Origin of the sequence: Murimonas intestini, from assembly GCF_024622195.1 — a bacterium.
In the GTDB taxonomy this organism is placed as follows: Bacteria; Bacillota; Clostridia; order Lachnospirales; family Lachnospiraceae; genus Murimonas; species Murimonas intestini.
Genome location: NZ_JANKBI010000001.1, coordinates 490,290 through 509,970 on the forward strand (window position 1 = coordinate 490,290; position 19,681 = coordinate 509,970).

Below are 19,681 nucleotides of genomic sequence, written 5' to 3' on the forward strand. Positions count from 1 at the left end.
CCGCAAAGAAAGGTATTGATTCCATGAAACTTACAAGAGCAACTTCCCCCCTTAAGGGTACAGTCTCCATTCCGGGAGATAAGTCCATATCGCACCGGGCCGTCATGTTCGGTGCTCTGGCCGAAGGCACTACTGAGGTGACAAACTTTCTCCAGGGCGCTGACTGCCTGTCAACAATCGACTGTTTCCGCAGGATGGGGATCGAAATTGAAAATACTCCTGATCTTATAAAAATACACGGCAGGGGACTGCATGGGCTGTCAGCCCCTTCCGGCATCCTGGATACAGGGAACAGCGGAACCACCACAAGACTTATATCCGGCATCCTCTCAGGACAGTCCTTTGAGACAGTGCTTACCGGGGACAGCTCTATCCAGAGCCGTCCCATGGGCCGTATTATCAGACCTCTTACCCAGATGGGCGCAAATATCACAAGCCTGAAGGGAAATGGCTGTGCTCCTCTGCTCATCAAAGGCCGCCTGCTTAAGGGCATCAGCTATTCTACTGAGGTCGCATCCGCCCAGGTAAAATCCTGCATCCTTCTGGCAGGCCTCTATGCTGACGGTCCGGTCAGCGTGACAGAACCGGCCCTCACTAGAAACCACACAGAGATCATGCTGCGCTCTTTTGGCGCGGATGTCATTTCACATGGCAGAACTGCCCGGATCTATCCGTCTCCAAAGCTGCACTGCCAGAATATATGCGTCCCTGGCGATATCTCTTCCGCTGCTTATTTTATAGCGGCAGGGCTTCTTGTTCCAGGTTCAGAGATCCTCATCAAAAATGTGGGGATCAATCCTACAAGGGATGGAATCCTGAGAGTATGCCAGGCCATGGGAGCCGATATTACCCTTCTGAATGAAAGCTTTGATGCAGGCGAGCCAGTGGCCGACCTGCTTGTAAAATACAGTGAGCTGCACGGGACAGAAATAGGCGGTGACATCATCCCCACCCTGATAGATGAACTTCCTGTGATCGCTGTTCTGGCCTGCCATGCCAGGGGAACTACAGTGATAAAAGACGCTCAGGAGCTGAAGGTCAAGGAATCTAACCGGCTGGATGTGATGGTAAAAAGCCTTTCCGCCATGGGAGCAAATGTGACAGCTATGGATGACGGTATGGTCATCGAGGGCGGCAGTCCTCTCCATGGCGCAGTCATTGACAGCGTGGCAGACCACCGCATTGCCATGACATTTGCTGTAGCTGCCCTCACAGCTTCCGGTGAGACTGAAATACTTGGAGCAGACTGCGTGAATATCAGCTACCCTGGATTTTACCATGATCTTGAGAAACTTGTAAGGCAGGGCTGATTTTGACCATTCCAGCAGGTTTTCACTCCTTTTGGTGAGTTGACTGCATAAATAGGAGGGAGCTGCATTTTGCAGCTCCCTCACGCGCAATGGCATATACCATTATATCTTCATTATTCTTTTCCGCTGAAACAGTAAGTACAGAGCTTGCAGGGTGATATCCCTATGGATTTCTCCATATCATCCAGCCTGTGGAAACGCAGTGATGTAAAGTTCTGCTCTTTCCTGATCTCATCTACCATCTCTTTATAACTCGTGCTGTTCGGATCTGCGTAATCTGAAAGCTTATCCAGCTCTTTCTCCCCTTCCCTCTCTCTGATGATCCTTCTGGTGATCAGATCCAGGTCAGATTTAGAACGTGAGAAATTTAAATACTTGCACCCATAGAGAAGAGGCGGGCAGGCAGGCCTTACGTGAACCTCTTTTGCTCCGCTCTGATACAGGAATTCTGTCGTCTCTCTCAGCTGTGTCCCGCGCACAATAGAATCATCGATCAGAAGCAGACTCTTATCCTTTATCAGCTTGTGGACAGGGATCAGCTTCATCTTAGCTATCAGACTGCGCTGGCTCTGCTTCTGAGGCATAAAAGAACGGGGCCATGTAGGTGTATATTTAATAAATGGCCGGGCAAACGGAATGCCGGATTCATTGGCATATCCGATGGCATGGGCGATACCAGAATCAGGAACTCCCGCTACGAAATCAGGCTTTACATTATCCCTCTTTGCGAGCATGCTGCCGCAGCGGTACCTCATTTCTTCCACATTAACACCCTCATAGGAGGAGGTTGGATAGCCGAAATAGACCCAAAGGAAACTGCAGATCTTCATCTCTTCCCCGGGCTCTCCCACAGTCTCCACACCTTCAGGCGTGATATAGACGATCTCACCCGGTCCCAATTCCTTATAATCCTGGTATCCCAGATTAAAGTAGGCAAAGCTCTCAAAGGACGCACAGAATGCACCGTCTTTCTTTCCAATAACGATCGGTGTACGTCCTACACGGTCCCTTGCCGCATAGATACCTTTCTCAGTCATCAGAAGCATGCTCATGCTGCCGTCGATCATCTGCTGGGCGTGACGTATTCCTTCAACAATACTGTCTCTCTGGTTGATCAGAGAGGCAACCAGCTCAGTGGCATTGATCCTGCCTCCGCTCATTTCCAGGAAATGTATTGACCCGTTTTTATATGAATAATCTACAAGTTCTTCAGTATTATTGATCCTTCCTACTGTGGTGATCGCAAAACTCCCGAGATGTGACTGCACCAGCAGCGGCTGGGGCTCATTATCTGAGATACAGCCGATCCCCAGGTTTCCATTCAGTTCTTCTACATCTCGTTCAAATTTAGTACGGAAAGGTGAGTTCTCAATATTGTGGATTGCCCTGTCAAATCCTCTTTCTCCGTAAACAGCCATCCCACCTCTCTTTGTACCGAGATGTGAATGGTAATCGATACCGAAAAACAGATCATTCACACAATCTTCCTTTGATGCCACTCCAAAAATTCCACCCATTTTATCTGCTCCTTTTTTTACCTGATTCTGTATTATTATTCTCACACGGGCATCCCACAGCTTCTGCGTCAGATGAGCGTGCTCCGCACGACAGCGCACCCCATGCAGGTCTCCGCAGCCATAGCCGTTTGCCGGCATGCCCCGCATGGCAGTGTATGCCATATGGTAGATTATAGCGAAAGATGGAAGTATTGGCAATAGGCTATTTTCACGTAAATCATCATAACAGATTACTATAGCAGAGCAAAATTTACTTGCTTGTGACGCTGCGTCATGAATTATAATAGATGCAGGAGGTATGCATATGCAGAAAAAAGGAAATATAACAGACGATTATATGACAGTTGGAGAGCTTGCCAAAAAAATGGGAACTACTGTCCGGACTTTACAATACTACGATAAAGAAGGCGTACTCTCTCCCACTGCTGAAAGCGAAGGCGGCCGGAGATTATACACGTATAAGGACATGATAAAATTTCATCAGATACAGTCTTTAAAATCCCTGGGATTTTCACTGGATGATATAAAAAACAAACTGATCTCCCTTGATACGCCGGCGGAAGTGGCAAAAGTCCTTGACCAACAGGCCTTATATATTCAGGAAAAAATCCAGCAGCTTACATCATCATTAAAGGCAGTAGAGGCATTAAGAACAGAAGTATTACAAATGCAGACGGTTGATTTTAAAAAATACGCTGACATTATTGTAAATCTTCAGATGAACAATGAATATTACTGGCTGATCAAGCATTTTGACAATGATATCTTAGACCACCTGCGCAGCCGCTTTGACAAGGAAAGCGGGGGTGTATTTATGGAACGCTTCAATCAGTTAAATAATAAAGCTGCCGATCTTCAAAAAAACAATATCCCCCCTGAAGATGATAAAGTCCAGGCACTTGTAAAAGAGTTCTGGGATATGGTTATAGAATTTACTAACGGGGATATGAGTATGATCTCAAAGCTTGTGGAATTTAAAGATGATATCAGCACCAGCTCAGACAGTAATAATGAATGGACAAAAAAACAAGTAAATGTAAATGAATATCTGCAGCCGGCATTTGAACTGTATTTTCAAAAAGCAGGGATAAATCCTTTTGAGGGGGAATAACGATGGAGCACGCAATACAAATTTCCGGATTAAAGAAAAGCTACGGAAAAACAGAAGTCTTAAAAGGTCTATCTTTTCATGTTGAAAAGGGAGAGATTTTTGGAATACTCGGTGTCAACGGAGCCGGAAAAACAACTGTTTTAGAATGTATCGAAGGATTCAGAAAGTACGAACATGGCAAGATCACAATCAATGGAAAAGCCGGTATTCAGCTACAATCCGCTTCTCTGCCGGCTTATATAAAGCCAATGGAAGCAATACGCCTGTTCACCAAGTGGAAAAACACAGCAATAGATACTTCTCTTTTAGCTGCTCTTGGGATAAATGAATTGAAAAGCAAAAAATATATGGAATTATCTACCGGACAAAAACGCCGCCTTCATCTGGCCATTGCCCTTACAGGAAATCCGGACATTCTTTTTCTTGATGAACCAACGGCCGGACTTGATATAGAAGGAAGAATATCCCTGCACAATCAAATCCGCCAGTTAAAAGAACAGGGGACAACAATCATTTTGGCAAGTCATGATATGACAGAGGTAGAAACACTGTGTGACCGTATTGCTATTTTAAACAGCGGCAATATAGCTTTTATAGGTACTACAGATGAATTGGCCTCAAAAATCGGAAAGAAGTACCAGATAAAAGTATTGACAGAATCTGGCGAGGATAACTATACAGCCGATAATATAGGAGATACTATGCTGGCCATACTTGAAAACTACAGATCAAAAAGCATCAATGTCTTAGATATAAAAGTTAACCGCGGAACACTCGAACAGCACTTCGTTGATATTGCAAAGGGGGATTTTTTATGAACGCTTTCCTATATGGAATTGGTTTACAATTCAAACTGGATATACGAAGTAAATCACTTTTAATTACATGTTATCTTGTCCCCCTTCTGTTCTTTGCAATTATGGGCGGCATCTTCACTTCACTGATGCCTGAAGCAAAGGATACTCTTATACAGTCCATGACGGTCATGGGGGTGTCAATGGGCGCATTTGTCGGTGTGCCGCCGTCAATAGTGGAAATCTACGGAACAGACATAAAAAAAATGTACCATGCTAACGGGATACCGCTGTCTTTTGGACTGTCCTCCCTGATTATATCTGCATTTATCCATCTGCTGATCATGAGCGGAATCATCTTTTTTACAGCGCCGCTTGCTTTTAACGCAGTTATCCCCTCTGATCTGCCACTGTATTTTGGAGTATTAGTTTTATTTATTATTGTCTCACTGTGTATCGCATGCGTATTAGGACTGATGGTTAAAAGTCAGGCAAAACTGACCATGTACAGCCAGATTGTATTTTTACCCTCAATCATGCTGTCCGGCATTATGTTTCCTGCTGATCTGCTCCCTGCATTCCTGGAGAATACAGGCAGGCTGTTTCCCGCATCATGGGCATATATACTGCTTTCTCAAAAAGAGACCACATTTAGTAACTTCCTGCCTTTACTTCTCATTTTCATAACAGCATTTATTTTAAGCGGTCTGCTGTTAAAGAAAGCCCGGGCTGAATAGTTACACCTTATTTTTCATTGTTTTCCTGCTTCCAGTTTTTGTCCTGCTGGCTTATCCGTTTAATACTGCCCCATTCCCGTTTTCGTCTCTTATATCCGACGAAGGCTGTAGCCCTTACAAACGCCAGGATATACCGGAAAAAGAGCCCCTCAAGCAGACAGATCCATACAGCTTTTGCAGTATCAGCCGCAGATATCTTAAGTCCCTGAGTATAAATTCTCTGGAAAAAAGCTGTCATAGTCAATATAGCGCCATACACTGAATAGATCAAAAAGAATTCAATCATAAAGGGCAGATTCAAAAGCCCCAGGCAAAAAGCAAGCACCATGGTTAATAATCCAAACACTTCAATGACAGGTGAAAGCAGTTCAAACAGCAGATAATACAAATAAGATATAAAGCTTATAAGGCCAAACCTGAAATTTGCAAAAATCTGATGATATTTTGTCATGCTCTGAAAAAGGCCAAGGTGCCAGCGCCGCCTCTGCTTCATAAGATCCTTCAGGCATGAGGGAGCCTGACTCCAGCAGACTGCATTAGGTTCATACCGGATGGAATATTTTATCTGGTTATTCCTGCAGAATACATGGAGTTTCACTACCAGTTCCATGTCTTCCCCCAGTGTATCTGTATCATATCCTCCTGCCGCCACCGCCACATCTTTCTTAAATAAGCCAAAAGCTCCGGAAATGATAAGGTTTCCATTAAACTGGTCCATCAGTATCCTGGACGCCAGAAATGAACGGTCATACTCTACTACCTGCATGCAGGTTATAGGGTTCAGGGGCATATGATATTCTTTTACTGTTCCTTTTTCCATTACCACACACTGGGCCACACGTATTAATCCGCCTACTGCTACAATATTATCATCTTCCATGACAGGCTGTACTATTTTCTCCAGTGAATCCCTCTGCAGCATTGAATCGGCATCCAGACACAGAAAATATGGATAGCGTGAGGCATTTATCCCCATATTCAGTGCATCACCCTTCCCTCCATTCTCTTTGCAGATAAGTGTCAGACGTATATTATTTACCTTCGTTTCATATATGGCTGTATGCGGCTTACATGCAACTTTTTTGTGTATGGGCCTTTGCACTTTTCTGAGATGATATGCCTTGATCAGCTCTTCCGCTGTTCTGTCCTTCGAGCCGTCATCTACCACGATTATCTCATACAGACGGTAATCCAGGTTCAACAGTGACTCCACACTGTCTGCAATTGTAACCTCCTCATTATAAGCCGGTACCAGCACCGAAACTGGCATATAATAGTCATGCTTCAATTCATTTCGTATCCGCTGCATCTTATCACGCTGATACAGCTTCCATGCCCCCACTGTCACGGAAAAGAACAGATAAGAAGCATATAATATCAGATATACTATGAAAAATACACCTACTCCTCTTAGAAAGGCATCTGCCGCATTAATCATTCATATTCACCTGCCTTTGCATCTTCAAGCATATATTCCAGAATCTCCTTTGCATACCGATCCTTTCCTTCCAGCACATCTAAAAGCTCCCGGGCGGGAATTCTCTGGGCTGCCAGGGACGACGCAGCATTATAGCGCACATACCAGTTATAATACTGCAATGCCTTTTTAAGCGCCGCCGCAGTATCTTCTCCCGGGTACTGGGACAGAACAGAAGCAGCAACTATCTTTGCATTGTCTTCCCCTTTCTCATCCAGCAAAAGAGAAATCAGCAAAGGCCTGGCAGGTTCATATGTATGCCGCCTGTAATATCTCATAATTGCCAGACGTATCTCCCGGCCTGCCGTCTCCTGTTCCAGGAACGGCAGAAAAATTTCTTTATAATTTTCTGAAAAACCCGTTATAAATTGGATTACAGATAGCATAATCCTATCATTCCATTCCCGGTGATGGCTCCAGAGCCTCTCTGCCAGTTTCTCCAAATCCCCCCGGAAGGTCAAAAGCCCGTCTGACAGAAGCTTTTGATGATGGAACCAGCCCCTGTCATTAAATACCTGAAGGGCATTTTCTACCGCCTGTACATTTCCCAGCGAATATAACGCTTTCAGAACGTTTTCTTTACAATATACAGTAGAATCATCGAGAAAAGAAATCAATATTTCCATAACCGGTTTGAATTCCTCTGTACTGCCAGGACAGTGTCTGGAAATCAAAAAAGCAAAATATGCTCTGTCCATGCTGTCCTTTTTAGCATACCTGGAAGCAAGCACCTGAATTCCTCCCTGGATAGAGTACATATAGGCGTCAGTTTGACCAGGTGATTTTTCTTCCAGCGCATCAAGGGCTGCTCCAAAGGAAAACAATGCCTCTGTCTTCACCAGCTTTTTCTCAGCAAGCTTCAGATGCTCCTGTTCTATATTTTCTCCCTGTGCAATCCTCTGCATCTGCCATTCTATTCTTTTGACCCACGCATCTGCATTTCTTTTCTGTCTTCTCTCCCTCCCCTTTGAGCGGAAAATATAAAGCAGGTTAAACACCAGCAATGAGATGCATATGAACAGGTACGTATAGATTAAAGTCTCTATATTAAAAAACATCCTACTTTTCCCAGCTTTCTTTCACAATATCATAAGACTGCTTCAGCCGTTCGTGAAATACAGGCTTGTCTCCCCACCCCTTAAGTCGGAGTGCTTCCATGGCGATTGGCTCCTTTTGGCCTGCTGTTCCTGCTCCAAGCCAGATCTCCTTTATCCTAAACCACTCAACGCCATAATTTTCATAATAGTCATCATGGACAGCCATCACGGAAGGATTACTGAAGTTAAGCAGTGCCCAGGGCAGCCTGACCTCCACAATATTTTCACCATAGCAAAAATCAGCCAAGGAATTATAAGTACTGTCAGACGGATTCCCATTTCCATAAACTAATCTGCCAGTTTCAAAAGTATCATATCTCTTTGATGCCAGAAGCTCATCATCAGATACATCCTCAGCCACCAGCTTGTGATTCTGTAAAATCATGCGGATGGGCAGAAAACTGTCCGCATCCGTATCCGGAAAATAGACAAACGGGTCCTCTCCTGTTATCTGCAGCTGATAATTCTCTCTCAATGATTCATATCTTGCCTGAACCAGCAGCCTGCTCTTATCTTCCCCATGAATACACAGCAGAAAATCTGCCCCGCGCTCAAATTTCAATCCATGGGAATCACTTTTCATACTCCCGGACTTCGTTGTTATATCCAATGGAATGTAAAGCTCTGAATCTCTGGAGAGCCCCTCCTGTCCGATCAGCAGATAAAGACAGCGCTCATCATACTTTGCTGACAGGGATATCCCGTCCTGCTCTAAAACCCTGTCCTCCTCGGTCCATTCTGCAATATCTCCATCAACACAGCAGATGCTCTCAGTCTCTCCCGGTTCAAAGGACAAGAGACCATAGCCCTGACCGTCTGTCTGTATATCATGCCACAGATCGGTATTCTGAATATCAACTGCATAAGACGTATTCCAGGTCCTCCGCCCCCATTCATCCTGCCATGACGCAATAAGCGCGCCACTGCAGCCTGACTCCACAATCTCATTATAAACTTCTGCCAGGCGCCTGCCCTGTTCTTTTTCTGTCAAAGGGCCTTTCTCTGTGTCGGTTCCTCTTGATGAGGAAAAACCATAGCTGGTGATGACAACAGGCATCGTATGATATTCACTCAGTAATTGTGTATATCCCTGGCAGTATGTCTCTTTGTCAAGACCATCAAGCATTGCTTTAAAGCCAGGATCCTGGTCTTGTACGAGATATTCCGAAAAATCAGGACAAAATTCAAACAGGCGGTAAGCCGCAAAATACCCGCTCTTCAGCTGCTCTGTAGGTATCAGATGTTCAGCATTGACATGGCTGAACTTGCCCAGCTGCCTTGCATACAGAGGCTCATACACAAAAGGGTCATTCTCAGGATCATTCTGGAAAGACATAAGCTTCTGTACCTTATACTTACTGCTCTCATATATCACCATCTCATCCATGATTTTAGCCAGCATTGCCTCAAAAACTGTTGAGTCATCCACGGTCTGAAAATAAGTTCCGCTGTAGGAGGAAGGTCTTTTTGCATTATTGTCTGTATAAGCTATCGTACCCGGTTCCCATTCATTTCCAACCACATATCCCAGCACCCAGTCAGACACATCTTTTCTGTATATACCGCTGCCTTTCATGCGATTAAGAAAAATATTCTTGCGTCCATGAAGAACATCTATAATATCTATGGAATCCTCCTTCAGAGCTGCGTAAAATTCCGCCCCATAGGCATCATTCCCTGAACTGTTGGCATAGTCTGACACCTGGAGTCCCTGAAGCAGGTATAGTGGTGTATTATTGTTTTTATTAAATTCATAAAACGCATTATAAAATGAATCATCATATATCGTATACGCACGGACTGTATTTGCCCCCATATCCTGTATCATTCCGAACCACCTGAGCCAGGTGTCTTCATCTACGGCATAGTCTGTAGCAAAGTGACCGGCTATACTGCTGGGCAAATCTACTCCCCGCACTATAAATTTTTCAAATTCACCCTTCTCATTTCTGACAAGAATATTCTTTCCATCCGTTCTTACATTCACTTCTATCGATGCTTCAGGATGAAGATCCAGATAGAACCCCCCGTAATAAACAGCATATCTCAGTCCCAGAAGACAAATGGCCACAACTGCGGCCCCGATGAGAAATCTTTTCATGTCTTTCTCCTATCTCGTCAACTCATTTATATTCTTAGATTCATGGCAATACTGGAACAGGGTATCTATATGTTCATCCAGCCATCTGCCGCGGACTGTTATAAAATCCTTTAAACGCTTAACAGCCTCCTGATGGCTGGTATCATTCCGCTCTGCAGGTGTCAGATAATTCATGCCGTTATATTGGGACAGGTCAAACACATAGCCCCATTTATAAAAATTCTTGTCTATTTCATCCCCCAGCCAGTCCACTGTCTCATCCACGTAAGACAGAAGGTATTCCTCACTCAGGACGCTCTTCCGGAGTTTCCTGTACTTGGCAACGACTGCTGTGACAAAGCGTTCATCCTTCAAAAGCTGACCGAACCAGGGTGCATCCTGCATGGTAAACCCTGCCTCTCCCCACACATAATCAATATAGTTATCACAGGCATTATTAAAATCCCAGACACATGTCTTAAGTTTTCCCCGTGCATCCTTATAGTAAAAAGTTGAAAAACGGCCCGCATCCACGTTGCGGAAAAATTCATTAATCACAAAATATTCTGCAAAGGAATTAATATCAATGTAACTGGCAGCACCCCTCCGGTCATCTGTCAGGTCACAGGAATATATGGCCTTTTCAACCCTGCTAATATCATTCTCAATATAAGAGAATCTTCCGGCGGTAATCTGATTGTTTCCCGGATACCTGACATCAAGGGATGACACGTCATTTTTATAGGTATAAAAAGTATAGTTGTTCAGTTCATGGTCTCCCTTGCCGGTCCTGTCCCAGCGGACGATATAACTGGTAACATCACTGTTTTTCTCAGGCTTTGGGATACTGATGCGTCCGTCACCTCTTCCTATACTCTCCATGAGCAGGTACAACCCCTGATATTCACCATTCACATAAAGTTCACAGTACCGGACATTCGGAGCATACTCCATTATCTCTCTCGCTATATTCAGGCAGAGATAATTTCTCAGCAGCGAGCGGTCCAGGAATGGTCCGTTCAGCACCCACTCGTCATGTGCACTCATGCCCGCAAGTTCAAGTGCATTTTCACTGCCGTCTTCTTTAATTAAATGGACAGAATAAGATTTTTTATCAAAATATCTGGATGAATTGCCACGATAGCGTATTCTGGCCGCAGAAACCGCACATGGTTCGTCTTCAGGATGATTGCTGCCCTTTTGTCCGTCAATAAGTTCAAACGATGCCTCTATTGTATTCCCACCATCAGCAGCTGTCTCAAAAGCGCCCCTATCCGACCCGGACACAGGAGTTCCTGGAACAGCCTGTCCCCCTGTCTCTATACTGATAATGGGCAGCTTTGTACCGGGATTCACCGTCTCCTCTGTATCAGGTCCCTGCCACTGCGCCATCCTGTGCTGATGTACTCTGTTTATATCTGTCTTTGCATCAAACTTGTAAAATACAATACCGGCTATGACAGCCAGAACTGCTGTCAGCATATATAAACATTTGCTTTTCATATTGTTTACCCGCTGATCTCATCGCTCTGTGTTACGATATTGACATATTCAATGCCTCCCAGTGAATACAGCTTCTGTGTGATTCCCTGATCCTGCTTATAAGTCAGATTATAAGTACTGCGGGGCATCTCATAGATAAACTCAACAATATTTTCTGTCGTATTCTTCACTTTTAAGAGCGCTTTCTTGTTAAAATAAGAGAAAACCACGCCTTCAATATCCATCTCCTTTTCCCGCTGTGACCTGATGATAAGAAGAATCCTGTTCTCATTACGGACACGCCCCAAAAACAGGAGCACCACAAAAACTGCACAGCTGCCCACGCTTGCCACAAGATAATCGCCTACACCGCAGCAGATACCCACAATAATAGCCCAGAAGATATATGTAGTATCCCTGGAATCCTTGATAGCTGTACGGAAACGAACAATAGAAAGTGCACCTACCATACCAAGGGAAAGTGCAATGTTGTTGCCAATAACTGTCATAACAGTACCTGTCAGAATCGTAAGCGTTACCAGGCTGACATTAAACTTCCTGCTGTATGCAGTACCTGTATGTGTATACCAATATGATATATAGATTGCCATACTGATAATTGCTGAGGATACTATATGCAGTATTATCGCCTCTGTGCTCAGCGAACCGCTTCCTTCCAGCATACTTGCAATTAATTCTCTCAATTTATTTTTCCTCCTAGAATCTATAGTGTTTACTGACTGCCCTTCCCAGGCAGTATTTACTGACTGAAAGTTCACTGCTGTCACATTCCCGCAGCATATCCTTAATGTAGCTGAGCAAAAAACCATTATATTTTACTTCCATAACAACAAGACAGGGATCCAGGATGCTGTTTTCCAGAAGCTGGTCTGCAAAAATATCATAGCAGCTCTCTGTCCCAACAATATGATGGTCAAAAGTTATACGTATTTTATTTTCTTTTGCCACAAAAGCCTTCCTGTGATATGTGATTACTGCTTTTGGCCTGTAGCAGAGCATGTTCATGAGAGAATAGCATTCCGCCGCAAACGGCTCATCATAATTCAGAAGAACCGGGTAATCTCCGACAGAGAGTCTTTTGGCATCTTCTCTTTTCATGCGCAGTGAACGTTTTTTCTGGTTAGCTCCCTGTTTTTGCTTCATCTCCAGCATCGCAAAAGGTGTCTCAGGGCCATAGTTGCGCAAACGAATCTTCCTCCTCAACTCCACACCATCTTCTTTTTCTTCATAATCTTTATCATCCAGGGTGTCAAAATAAAGAGAACGAATCAGATACCCCTCGCCATCGCTGTGTTCATCCAGTGAAAGTATATTGCACAGGTCATTGCTGTATTTATAAAACTGTGAGATATTAATCAGATACTTCTTTTCCTGTCTTAATACTTCATTCAATTTCCATAGCCTCCCTTAAAGCCTCATAGTCATGAAGTGCCATGGATACTGGCTGTTTTCTGTATTTATTTCTTAGTTCCCTGAAATTTTCCTTCATTTTCTCTATCCCCTCATTAAAATAAGTATTCATCTCCACTAAACCATGCTCCCCCGGAGGCTGCATCTCATAAATGTTAACCAGTTCTTTTCCATATTTCTCAGCCATTTCTGCCTCTGTGCTGATATGTTCAATCTCTTTGCCCCGGTAATAATTCATGACCGCCACTCCGTCACAGCAGGAAGATATCATAGTTTCAAGCTGCTTTTCCAGCCCGCTGCTGTCATAATAGTATGGAATGCATAGGATGACTTTAAGGCCATGCTTTCCCGCCTCTGTATAGGCAGCCTTCATTCCCGATACGAAGCTGTCCATTATTTCTGTCTTGTTATCCTTCCACTCATCCAGCAGGTATGGTTCAATATCAAATACAATTCCCTTGAGAGCCGCTTCCCGTGTCAGACATTTGTTTATTTCTGCTGCTGCTTCAATCTTCCTGATCTGGTTTTGGCCTGATTCATCCAGCGACCACTGCGGATCTCCTGAAAGATAGTACACCCCTATGCCATGGTTCCCGGCATCTTCAAGAAATATCTGCAGAATATCCATATCCGGCTCACTTGGAAAAGCCTGATAAAGGACAGACAATCCCTGCCTGTCCATAGTTTTAAATAGGTTTTCCCGCTTATCTTCGAATACGTCTTTTTTCCATGAAAACAGAATGCTATCAAATTCTTCCCACTGATTTGTGCATCCACTCAAAAAAGAGGCAATAGACAGTAAAAGACACTGGACACAGATGATACATATTTTCTTTCTATTCATCCTGCTCCTCATTTCATTGCTGCAAAACCTCCGCTTCTAAAAAACAGACGTTTTTCAAACAGCATATTTATTACACTCTGCTCCTTAAAAAAAGCGATGCCAGGACACCTCCCAACACCGCTCATTCGTAACATTCATTATATCAATACAAGATGCAAAAGTCAATGTTTATTCTTTTCATTTTTCATCTCCGGTCTGTTCAACCCTTGTCTGTCCAATACCTCTGTCTGACGCCTGATCCTGTTTTACAGATTCTGAAATCCTCCGTCGGTGAAGACTGCCACGGCCGAAAAATTATCATTTTTTTCACTGTAACGCTTTCCAAGCCTTCCTATCATATAATCCAGCCATTTCTGCGGGGTGTCTGACTTTGCCAGATCTGCCATCATCTCTGTCTCCCACACGTATTCCCAGAACCCGTCTGAACAGAGCAGGAAAGCATCCCTGTCAGTACTTCCCTCCCATATCCTGATATTCGGTTTTACTCCTTTATCTCCTCCAAGCGCCCTGAGTACTCTGTTCCTGTCCTCATGAAACCGTATCTGGCCCTCTGTGATCTCACCCGCCAGCACCGCCATCTGAGGTACGCTGTGGTCTTCTGTCCTGAAGATCAGCTGACCGTCTCTGAAGTGATAAATCCGGGAATCTCCCACATGTACAGCTGCATACACATCTTTATGTGCAAGCAGCGCCGCAAGTGTAGTCTTCATCTCCTGTCCGGGTGTCTGGTGAGATAAAACAGCTTTATTGGCGCACTGCAGGATGGCATTTATATTTTCTTCTGTTATTTCCGGCTTTGCCAAAAATTCTTCTGTTAAGACTTCTGCTGCGACTCTTGACGCTGTCTCTCCTCCTCCGCATCCTCCCAGTCCATCAGCCACTACTGCCAGGAAGCCTGACGGGGTGGATGTAAAAAATGCTGTATCTTCGTTATATGGCCTGCCTCCCTTCATAGAACACTGTGCAGATTGAATCTTCATCGGCTCATGCCTCCTTTCATCGGATTACCACTAAGAATGTATTCTGATCCCCGATCGTAAAACTGTCTCCTATCTGCAGCATAGCCATCTGCTGTGCTTCCAGCTTCCTGCCCTCTACTGCAAAGGTACCATATGTGGAACCCAGATCTTTGACAATGACCGATTTTGTGCTGCTGTCATATATAACCTCACAATGCACAGAGCTGACGCCGGCAGCATCCTGAGGAAACACAACATTACATCTGGCAGCATTTCTGCCCAATATCAGTTTTCCGCCCTCCAAAGGGAAATACTGCCCTGAGAAGTGTCCCGACACACAGTTAATTACGGGTATTCCCTGAGGCTTTTCTGCTTCAACTTTTACCTCTGCCGCCTGTTCACTGACGCGGTAATGGACCGGCCCTGCCACTCTTGAACCACTTATAAGATCATGAAGCGGCTCCCCTTTTTTAGTAAGTAAGGCACACAGGACATCCGCCAGCTCCAGGGCTGCTGCCAAATAGAACGGCATCCCCACACTTACCAGGATCGCTGCATATTTGATCAGGTTCCTGAGTGCGGCTTTTCCTGCCGGCAGATTATCACCGCTGCTTGTAAATACCTGCAGCTTCATTATTTTTTTCCCTGCTGTTGCCCTCATATATGATGCTTCTGATATAAATCCATATAAAAAATAGAGTAAAAATGTCAATACATATAAACTCTGTAAAGTATCGATCTCTGCAAACCCGCCAACTGCAGCTGCCATAAACCCCACAATCAGACAATCGATCACATAGGCGCCAAAACGCTTTGCAAGTAAAGTCCATTTATCTTCCTGGCTGACCTGGGAACTGGTAATAACCGTCACCCTTTTAGATGTGCCGGTCCGGGTGCCGTTTATATATCCCGGCTGGGTCATATTTCCTGGCTGATCCATATTTCCCGGGGATGTCGGTGCGGTTACTTGTGGCGGCTCTGTACCCACAGTGCCATCCTCTCCTGAAGTGCCGCCTGTGTCCCCTCCCCCGTATGAGCCTTTCCGGCCTGCTCCGTCCATAAAAGTTCTCCCATACAGTGCCGCCTTAAACTCTGCGGCATTCTGGATCCTGGCCTCATACAAGACTTCCATAGCCTTCATGAGAACCGCGGACGCCTGCCCGGGTATATCATCACAAAGCTCTGAGGGAGGTATGCATTCATCTTTCTGAAGCCTCTGAGGTGATTCCGGAGGCACGATCCCTGTAATACATTTGTAGATCGTGCACCCCAGGGCATACACGTCTGTCCATGGCCCCTGCCTGCCATGAGAGTAATACTGTTCTACTGGTGCATACCCTCTTTTCAGTATTACGTCCAGACTCTTGCTCTTCTCCTGAAGCGCCGCCCTTGCGGCCCCAAAGTCCAGAAGTTTTACTGTCCCGTCTCTACACAGGTAAATATTGTCTGGGCTGATATCCCGATGGATAATATTTTTAGAATGTACCTGCGACAATACATCAAAAATTGGTTCCAGCAGCTCTGATGTTTCTCTATAGGTCAGCTTTCCTCCCCGTTCCTTCAAATAATGCTTCAGGTCCTGCCCTTCCAGATACTCCATGGCATAGTAGGCAGTATTATTTTCTTCAAACAGCTTCTCTACCTGTATGATATTGGGAGTTCCACGACAGTTATAGATGATCCTGGCCTCGCTTAGAAACTGCTCCAGTCCATATCTGAAGTCCTCCATATCCACCAGGCTGATGACTCCAGTCTCCCCCATGCTCCTGGTCCCCAGGCCATTAGGGAAATATTCTTTGATCGCCACCCTGTGGCCGTCCCGCAGATCCACTGCAGCATATGTGATCCCAAACCCGCCGCAGCCCAGAACACCTCCTGCCATGTACTGCCCGTGGAGTATTGTTCCCGCCGGCAGGGCAAATGGAGGCTCCTGCACAAATCCCGCCTGCGTGCCGCAGTATATACATACTCCATTCTCAACCCCTTCACGCATACACTTTAAACATAGCCTGTCAAAATCCATATTACCTCCCGCCCCTCACTTCAAACATCACATCTGCGGTCCCCAGGCAGAATCTGTCCCCTTTGCAGAGCCGGACTCTGTTGCCAGCTGTCAGCCTTCTCCCGTCAGCCAGATATGTGCCATATGCCGAACCTTCATCTGACAGCCATACAGCATTTCCGTCAAATGTCAGGCTGCAGTGAATCCTGCTGATACCCGCCTGCTGCGGGGGGAACACCAGGCTGCAGGCGCCCGGATCACGCCCCAGAATTATCTTTCCGTTCTGGAGCATAATGCTCTGTCCCTTGTAAGGGCCGCTGACTCCCATGAGGACTGCTGTATCCTGAAAACTGACAGCTTCTTTGCGTCCAGTCTGCGCCTGGCCTGCATGCCCTGCGGACACTGCAGTGCCTCCTGTTACCCCAACGATCTGAGAGATCCCTTTCTGTATTACAGTAAACAGCAAGATCCAGCCCGCTGCTGTCAGGATCACATAACTCAGATCTCCCACATAAGGCAGCGGCAGGATAGCGATACCAGAATTCCATATAAAGTGAAGGCCAACCGCCGCCAGAAAATATTTAAGGAAACGCATATCACCCAATTGGCGTATCTCCAGCCTGCCTGACCCTTTAACCATGGCCAGCGCTCCGCCGTACATGGCCGCCCACACTACATGGCCGCCCGGAGAGAGGATTCCCCTGGTAATTACCACACTTGCTGCATCCCCTGACCTGGTCAGTACCTCCAGCGCATAGCCTGCTGTTTCCATGGCTGAAAAACCTGCGCCCACCGCCCCTCCTATCAGTATCCCATTCAAGATATACTTTTTCTCCGGCTTTCTCAAAAAGAATGCAAGGGCCAGGAGTTTTCCCGGTTCCTCACAAAATGCCGCGAACGAGGATATCTCAGTATCCACTACCTGAAAAAACAGCATAGATACAAACAGGGAAATAACTCCGCCTGTCAAAAACATCAGCGCTACCTCATAGAGCGGGATATTCCTTGGAATATTCATTTCCCAGTAAAACATAAGTGCTGTGACCGGAATGACAAATGACCCGATCATCATAAAAGCTGCATACGTTTTCAAATAATATGCCATCAAATATAAAGCGAAGGAAATAAGGATACCTATGAGGCCTACCCTGGCAAACACCCACGGTTTCTGCCATTCTCGCAGCATATTTGATTCACTTGGGGTTGTCATCTGAGTTCCGGCCATAAACAGCCTTTCTCCGTCAGATTTGTCATGATGCTTCAGCACATCCGTAAAAACATCCTTCAGCTTCAGGCCTGACCCAGCCGCCTTTCTGTAAAATTCCGTATTTCCTCCGTATCTGAGGCTCCTGCCGCAGTACGGGCAGGTCTGGCTTCCTTCAGGTACCTGCTTTTTACATTGAGGACAATTCATATTTTCACCCCTTACATGATCCTGAAACGGTTTTTGCCGTCTGCCAGGTAGAAGCCTTCTGCCTTCTGCAGCGTATATGGCTGGTTTGGAGTTAATCTCATGCCATTTTCCAGAAATGTCCCATAACTGGACCCTTTATCTGTCAGCATCACCCCCTGGGACACCGCCCGCAATTCACAGTGGCAGGCGCTGACACCAGGCGTATCTGCCGGAAATATAAGGCTGCATCTGGCAGGATCCCTCCCGATAATAATGCCATTACCGATATCATAAAATTCGCCTGCCATCAGCCCTGCTTCCGCTGCCAGCTTATAGCCCGGCCCGGCCTGTACAGAAGACTGCGCTTGTACAGGCGGCGCTGATGGAGCGGCGGGCGGAGGCTGTCCCGCGGATGTGTGTTTTTTCCTTCTTCTCATGGATACAATACAGATCAGTGCTATTAATACGACACCCACTCCAATTGCAGTGTATACAGCATCCCACTTGTCATCGCTTCCCGTATTATCCGCCCCGCCTGTCCCTTCTCCGGAAGGCTGGTTCTGCTGCCCTCCTGACGGCTGATCCTGCTGCCCTCCGGCAGGTTCACCTCCCTGTCCAAAAGGGGAGCCGTCAGCGCCGGGCAGCAGGGAATCGGAGGATCCGGCAGATGCCAGTTCAAAGGCAATATTATTTTCCTGGAAAAATGCTATTACATAGTCTATGTATACCGCCAGGTTCGTGCCGTCCGCACGCGTCCCGTCATCCTGATTAACGGCGCCGAAGGTATTGATTCCCACCACGTACCCGTCTTCGTTCACAAGAGGGCCGCCTGAATTACCGTTGTTAATCACTGTGTCAATCTGCAGGCATGTCATGCCTGAGCTCTCCACCTTCTCCCTGGTAACCGTCCCTGTAGTCACAGTCACATCATCTATCGTAGAAGGCAGCTCTTCCCCTGCATCACTCAGAGAATCAGCTACTGACGGGAAACCCAGCGCAAACACGCTCTGCGTGACTTCCACCGACTCCGCAGACAGCAGTGTCAAAGGTATCCTGTCTGATATGGGGGTAGCTATCTGCAGGATTGCCAGGTCAGGCGACTCAGAGGTGGCCACAACTGCTGCGGGTATGATCGTGCCTCCATCCCCCACATAATCAAGTACAATAAAAACACCATCCGGATTTTCTGCAATCACATGATGATTTGTCACAAACATGCTGACAGGCTGCCCTGCTGTCCCTACAGCAAATCCAGACCCCGTCCATGCACCGTCTTCCTCTTTTGATATACATACCACCCTGACAATCCCCTGCCTTGCATCCTTAACAGCTGGATTAGCCGCCAGAGCCGTGATACCCGGAAACAGCTGTACTGCTGCCATTGCCAGGATACATAACAGGGCCGTCATTCCCCGCCGTTTCTTTTGTTCATTCTCCATCAACTTCA

The 19,681-nt window shown here is 45.9% G+C and carries 16 protein-coding genes; 4 read left to right on the plus strand and 12 right to left on the minus strand.

Annotated elements, in window-relative coordinates; translation table 11 throughout:
* Window positions 1–23: 23 nt before the first annotated feature.
* Window positions 24–1,310 (plus strand): 3-phosphoshikimate 1-carboxyvinyltransferase, encoded by a 1,287-nt coding sequence (gene aroA / locus NSB28_RS02300; protein WP_109624396.1) that lies wholly within the window; start codon window positions 24–26, stop codon window positions 1,308–1,310.
* A gap of 113 nt (window positions 1,311–1,423) precedes the next feature.
* Here the strand turns inward: aroA and NSB28_RS02305 are convergent, their stop codons facing one another.
* Window positions 1,424–2,827, minus strand: coding sequence for an amidophosphoribosyltransferase (locus NSB28_RS02305; RefSeq protein WP_109624798.1), 1,404 nt, complete (start codon window positions 2,825–2,827; stop codon window positions 1,424–1,426).
* 304 nt (window positions 2,828–3,131) lie between these two features.
* Between NSB28_RS02305 and NSB28_RS02310 the strand changes: the two genes are divergently transcribed.
* Genes NSB28_RS02310 through NSB28_RS02320 form a run of 3 tightly spaced genes read left to right on the plus strand, consistent with a single transcriptional unit; the run spans window position 3,132 to window position 5,469 of the window.
* The gene (locus NSB28_RS02310) at window positions 3,132–3,938 is read left to right on the plus strand and encodes a MerR family transcriptional regulator (protein WP_109624395.1); all 807 of its coding nucleotides are present in this window, start codon (window positions 3,132–3,134) and stop codon (window positions 3,936–3,938) included.
* Between the two features lie 2 nt (window positions 3,939–3,940).
* Window positions 3,941–4,756 carry an ABC transporter ATP-binding protein gene (locus NSB28_RS02315; protein ID WP_109624394.1) on the plus strand — a complete coding sequence of 272 codons (816 nt, stop codon included), beginning with the start codon at window positions 3,941–3,943 and terminating at the stop codon, window positions 4,754–4,756.
* The gene (locus NSB28_RS02320) at window positions 4,753–5,469 is read left to right on the plus strand and encodes an ABC transporter permease (RefSeq protein ID WP_109624393.1); all 717 of its coding nucleotides are present in this window, start codon (window positions 4,753–4,755) and stop codon (window positions 5,467–5,469) included. Before NSB28_RS02315 ends, NSB28_RS02320 begins: the two co-directional genes overlap by 4 nt.
* Before the next feature lie 7 nt (window positions 5,470–5,476).
* Here the strand turns inward: NSB28_RS02320 and NSB28_RS02325 are convergent, their stop codons facing one another.
* The 11 genes from NSB28_RS02325 to NSB28_RS02375 form a co-directional block, all read right to left on the minus strand.
* Window positions 5,477–6,907 carry a glycosyltransferase family 2 protein gene (locus NSB28_RS02325; protein WP_109624392.1) on the minus strand — a complete coding sequence of 477 codons (1,431 nt, stop codon included), beginning with the start codon at window positions 6,905–6,907 and terminating at the stop codon, window positions 5,477–5,479.
* Entirely contained in the window at window positions 6,904–8,004 is a 1,101-nt protein-coding gene (locus NSB28_RS02330; protein ID WP_109624391.1) for a HEAT repeat domain-containing protein, read from the minus strand. Before NSB28_RS02330 ends, NSB28_RS02325 begins: the two co-directional genes overlap by 4 nt.
* 1 nt (window position 8,005) lies before the next feature.
* The gene (locus NSB28_RS02335; protein WP_109624390.1) at window positions 8,006–10,144 is read right to left on the minus strand and encodes a hypothetical protein; all 2,139 of its coding nucleotides are present in this window, start codon (window positions 10,142–10,144) and stop codon (window positions 8,006–8,008) included.
* A 9-nt stretch (window positions 10,145–10,153) separates the two neighbouring features.
* Window positions 10,154–11,626 (minus strand): CotH kinase family protein, encoded by a 1,473-nt coding sequence (locus NSB28_RS02340; RefSeq protein ID WP_109624389.1) that lies wholly within the window; start codon window positions 11,624–11,626, stop codon window positions 10,154–10,156.
* 5 nt (window positions 11,627–11,631) lie between these two features.
* A complete protein-coding gene (locus NSB28_RS02345; RefSeq protein ID WP_109624388.1) occupies window positions 11,632–12,309 on the minus strand; it encodes a DUF4956 domain-containing protein in 678 nt (225 codons plus the stop codon).
* Window positions 12,310–12,322: 13 nt separating this feature from the next.
* On the minus strand, window positions 12,323–13,018 hold the full coding sequence (locus tag NSB28_RS02350) for a polyphosphate polymerase domain-containing protein (RefSeq protein ID WP_109624387.1): 696 nt from the start codon (window positions 13,016–13,018) through the stop codon (window positions 12,323–12,325).
* Window positions 13,011–13,880, minus strand: a complete 870-nt coding sequence (locus tag NSB28_RS02355; protein ID WP_257497399.1) for a hypothetical protein — start codon at window positions 13,878–13,880, stop codon at window positions 13,011–13,013. Before NSB28_RS02355 ends, NSB28_RS02350 begins: the two co-directional genes overlap by 8 nt.
* A 245-nt stretch (window positions 13,881–14,125) precedes the next feature.
* Entirely contained in the window at window positions 14,126–14,860 is a 735-nt protein-coding gene (locus NSB28_RS02360) for a PP2C family protein-serine/threonine phosphatase (protein ID WP_109624385.1), read from the minus strand.
* A gap of 16 nt (window positions 14,861–14,876) precedes the next feature.
* Window positions 14,877–16,862 carry a protein kinase domain-containing protein gene (locus NSB28_RS02365; protein ID WP_109624384.1) on the minus strand — a complete coding sequence of 662 codons (1,986 nt, stop codon included), beginning with the start codon at window positions 16,860–16,862 and terminating at the stop codon, window positions 14,877–14,879.
* 1 nt (window position 16,863) lies between these two features.
* Window positions 16,864–18,255, minus strand: coding sequence for a PrsW family glutamic-type intramembrane protease (locus NSB28_RS02370; protein WP_109624383.1), 1,392 nt, complete (start codon window positions 18,253–18,255; stop codon window positions 16,864–16,866).
* 11 nt (window positions 18,256–18,266) lie between these two features.
* Entirely contained in the window at window positions 18,267–19,673 is a 1,407-nt protein-coding gene (locus NSB28_RS02375) for a trypsin-like peptidase domain-containing protein (protein WP_109624382.1), read from the minus strand.
* Window positions 19,674–19,681 lie beyond the last annotated feature (8 nt).

Coding starts and splice junctions, on each gene's coding strand:
- NSB28_RS02375 (WP_109624382.1), bottom strand. CDS start 19,673: ATGGAGAATGAACAAAAGAAACGGCGGGGAATGACGGCCCTGTTATGT.
- NSB28_RS02310 (WP_109624395.1), top strand. CDS start 3,132: ATGCAGAAAAAAGGAAATATAACAGACGATTATATGACAGTTGGAGAG.
- NSB28_RS02355 (WP_257497399.1), bottom strand. CDS start 13,880: ATGAATAGAAAGAAAATATGTATCATCTGTGTCCAGTGTCTTTTACTG.
- NSB28_RS02340 (WP_109624389.1), bottom strand. CDS start 11,626: ATGAAAAGCAAATGTTTATATATGCTGACAGCAGTTCTGGCTGTCATA.
- NSB28_RS02315 (WP_109624394.1), top strand. CDS start 3,941: ATGGAGCACGCAATACAAATTTCCGGATTAAAGAAAAGCTACGGAAAA.
- aroA (WP_109624396.1), top strand. CDS start 24: ATGAAACTTACAAGAGCAACTTCCCCCCTTAAGGGTACAGTCTCCATT.
- NSB28_RS02320 (WP_109624393.1), top strand. CDS start 4,753: ATGAACGCTTTCCTATATGGAATTGGTTTACAATTCAAACTGGATATA.
- NSB28_RS02325 (WP_109624392.1), bottom strand. CDS start 6,907: ATGATTAATGCGGCAGATGCCTTTCTAAGAGGAGTAGGTGTATTTTTC.
- NSB28_RS02370 (WP_109624383.1), bottom strand. CDS start 18,255: ATGAATTGTCCTCAATGTAAAAAGCAGGTACCTGAAGGAAGCCAGACC.
- NSB28_RS02305 (WP_109624798.1), bottom strand. CDS start 2,827: ATGGGTGGAATTTTTGGAGTGGCATCAAAGGAAGATTGTGTGAATGAT.
- NSB28_RS02330 (WP_109624391.1), bottom strand. CDS start 8,004: ATGTTTTTTAATATAGAGACTTTAATCTATACGTACCTGTTCATATGC.
- NSB28_RS02360 (WP_109624385.1), bottom strand. CDS start 14,860: ATGAAGATTCAATCTGCACAGTGTTCTATGAAGGGAGGCAGGCCATAT.
- NSB28_RS02365 (WP_109624384.1), bottom strand. CDS start 16,862: ATGGATTTTGACAGGCTATGTTTAAAGTGTATGCGTGAAGGGGTTGAG.
- NSB28_RS02335 (WP_109624390.1), bottom strand. CDS start 10,144: ATGAAAAGATTTCTCATCGGGGCCGCAGTTGTGGCCATTTGTCTTCTG.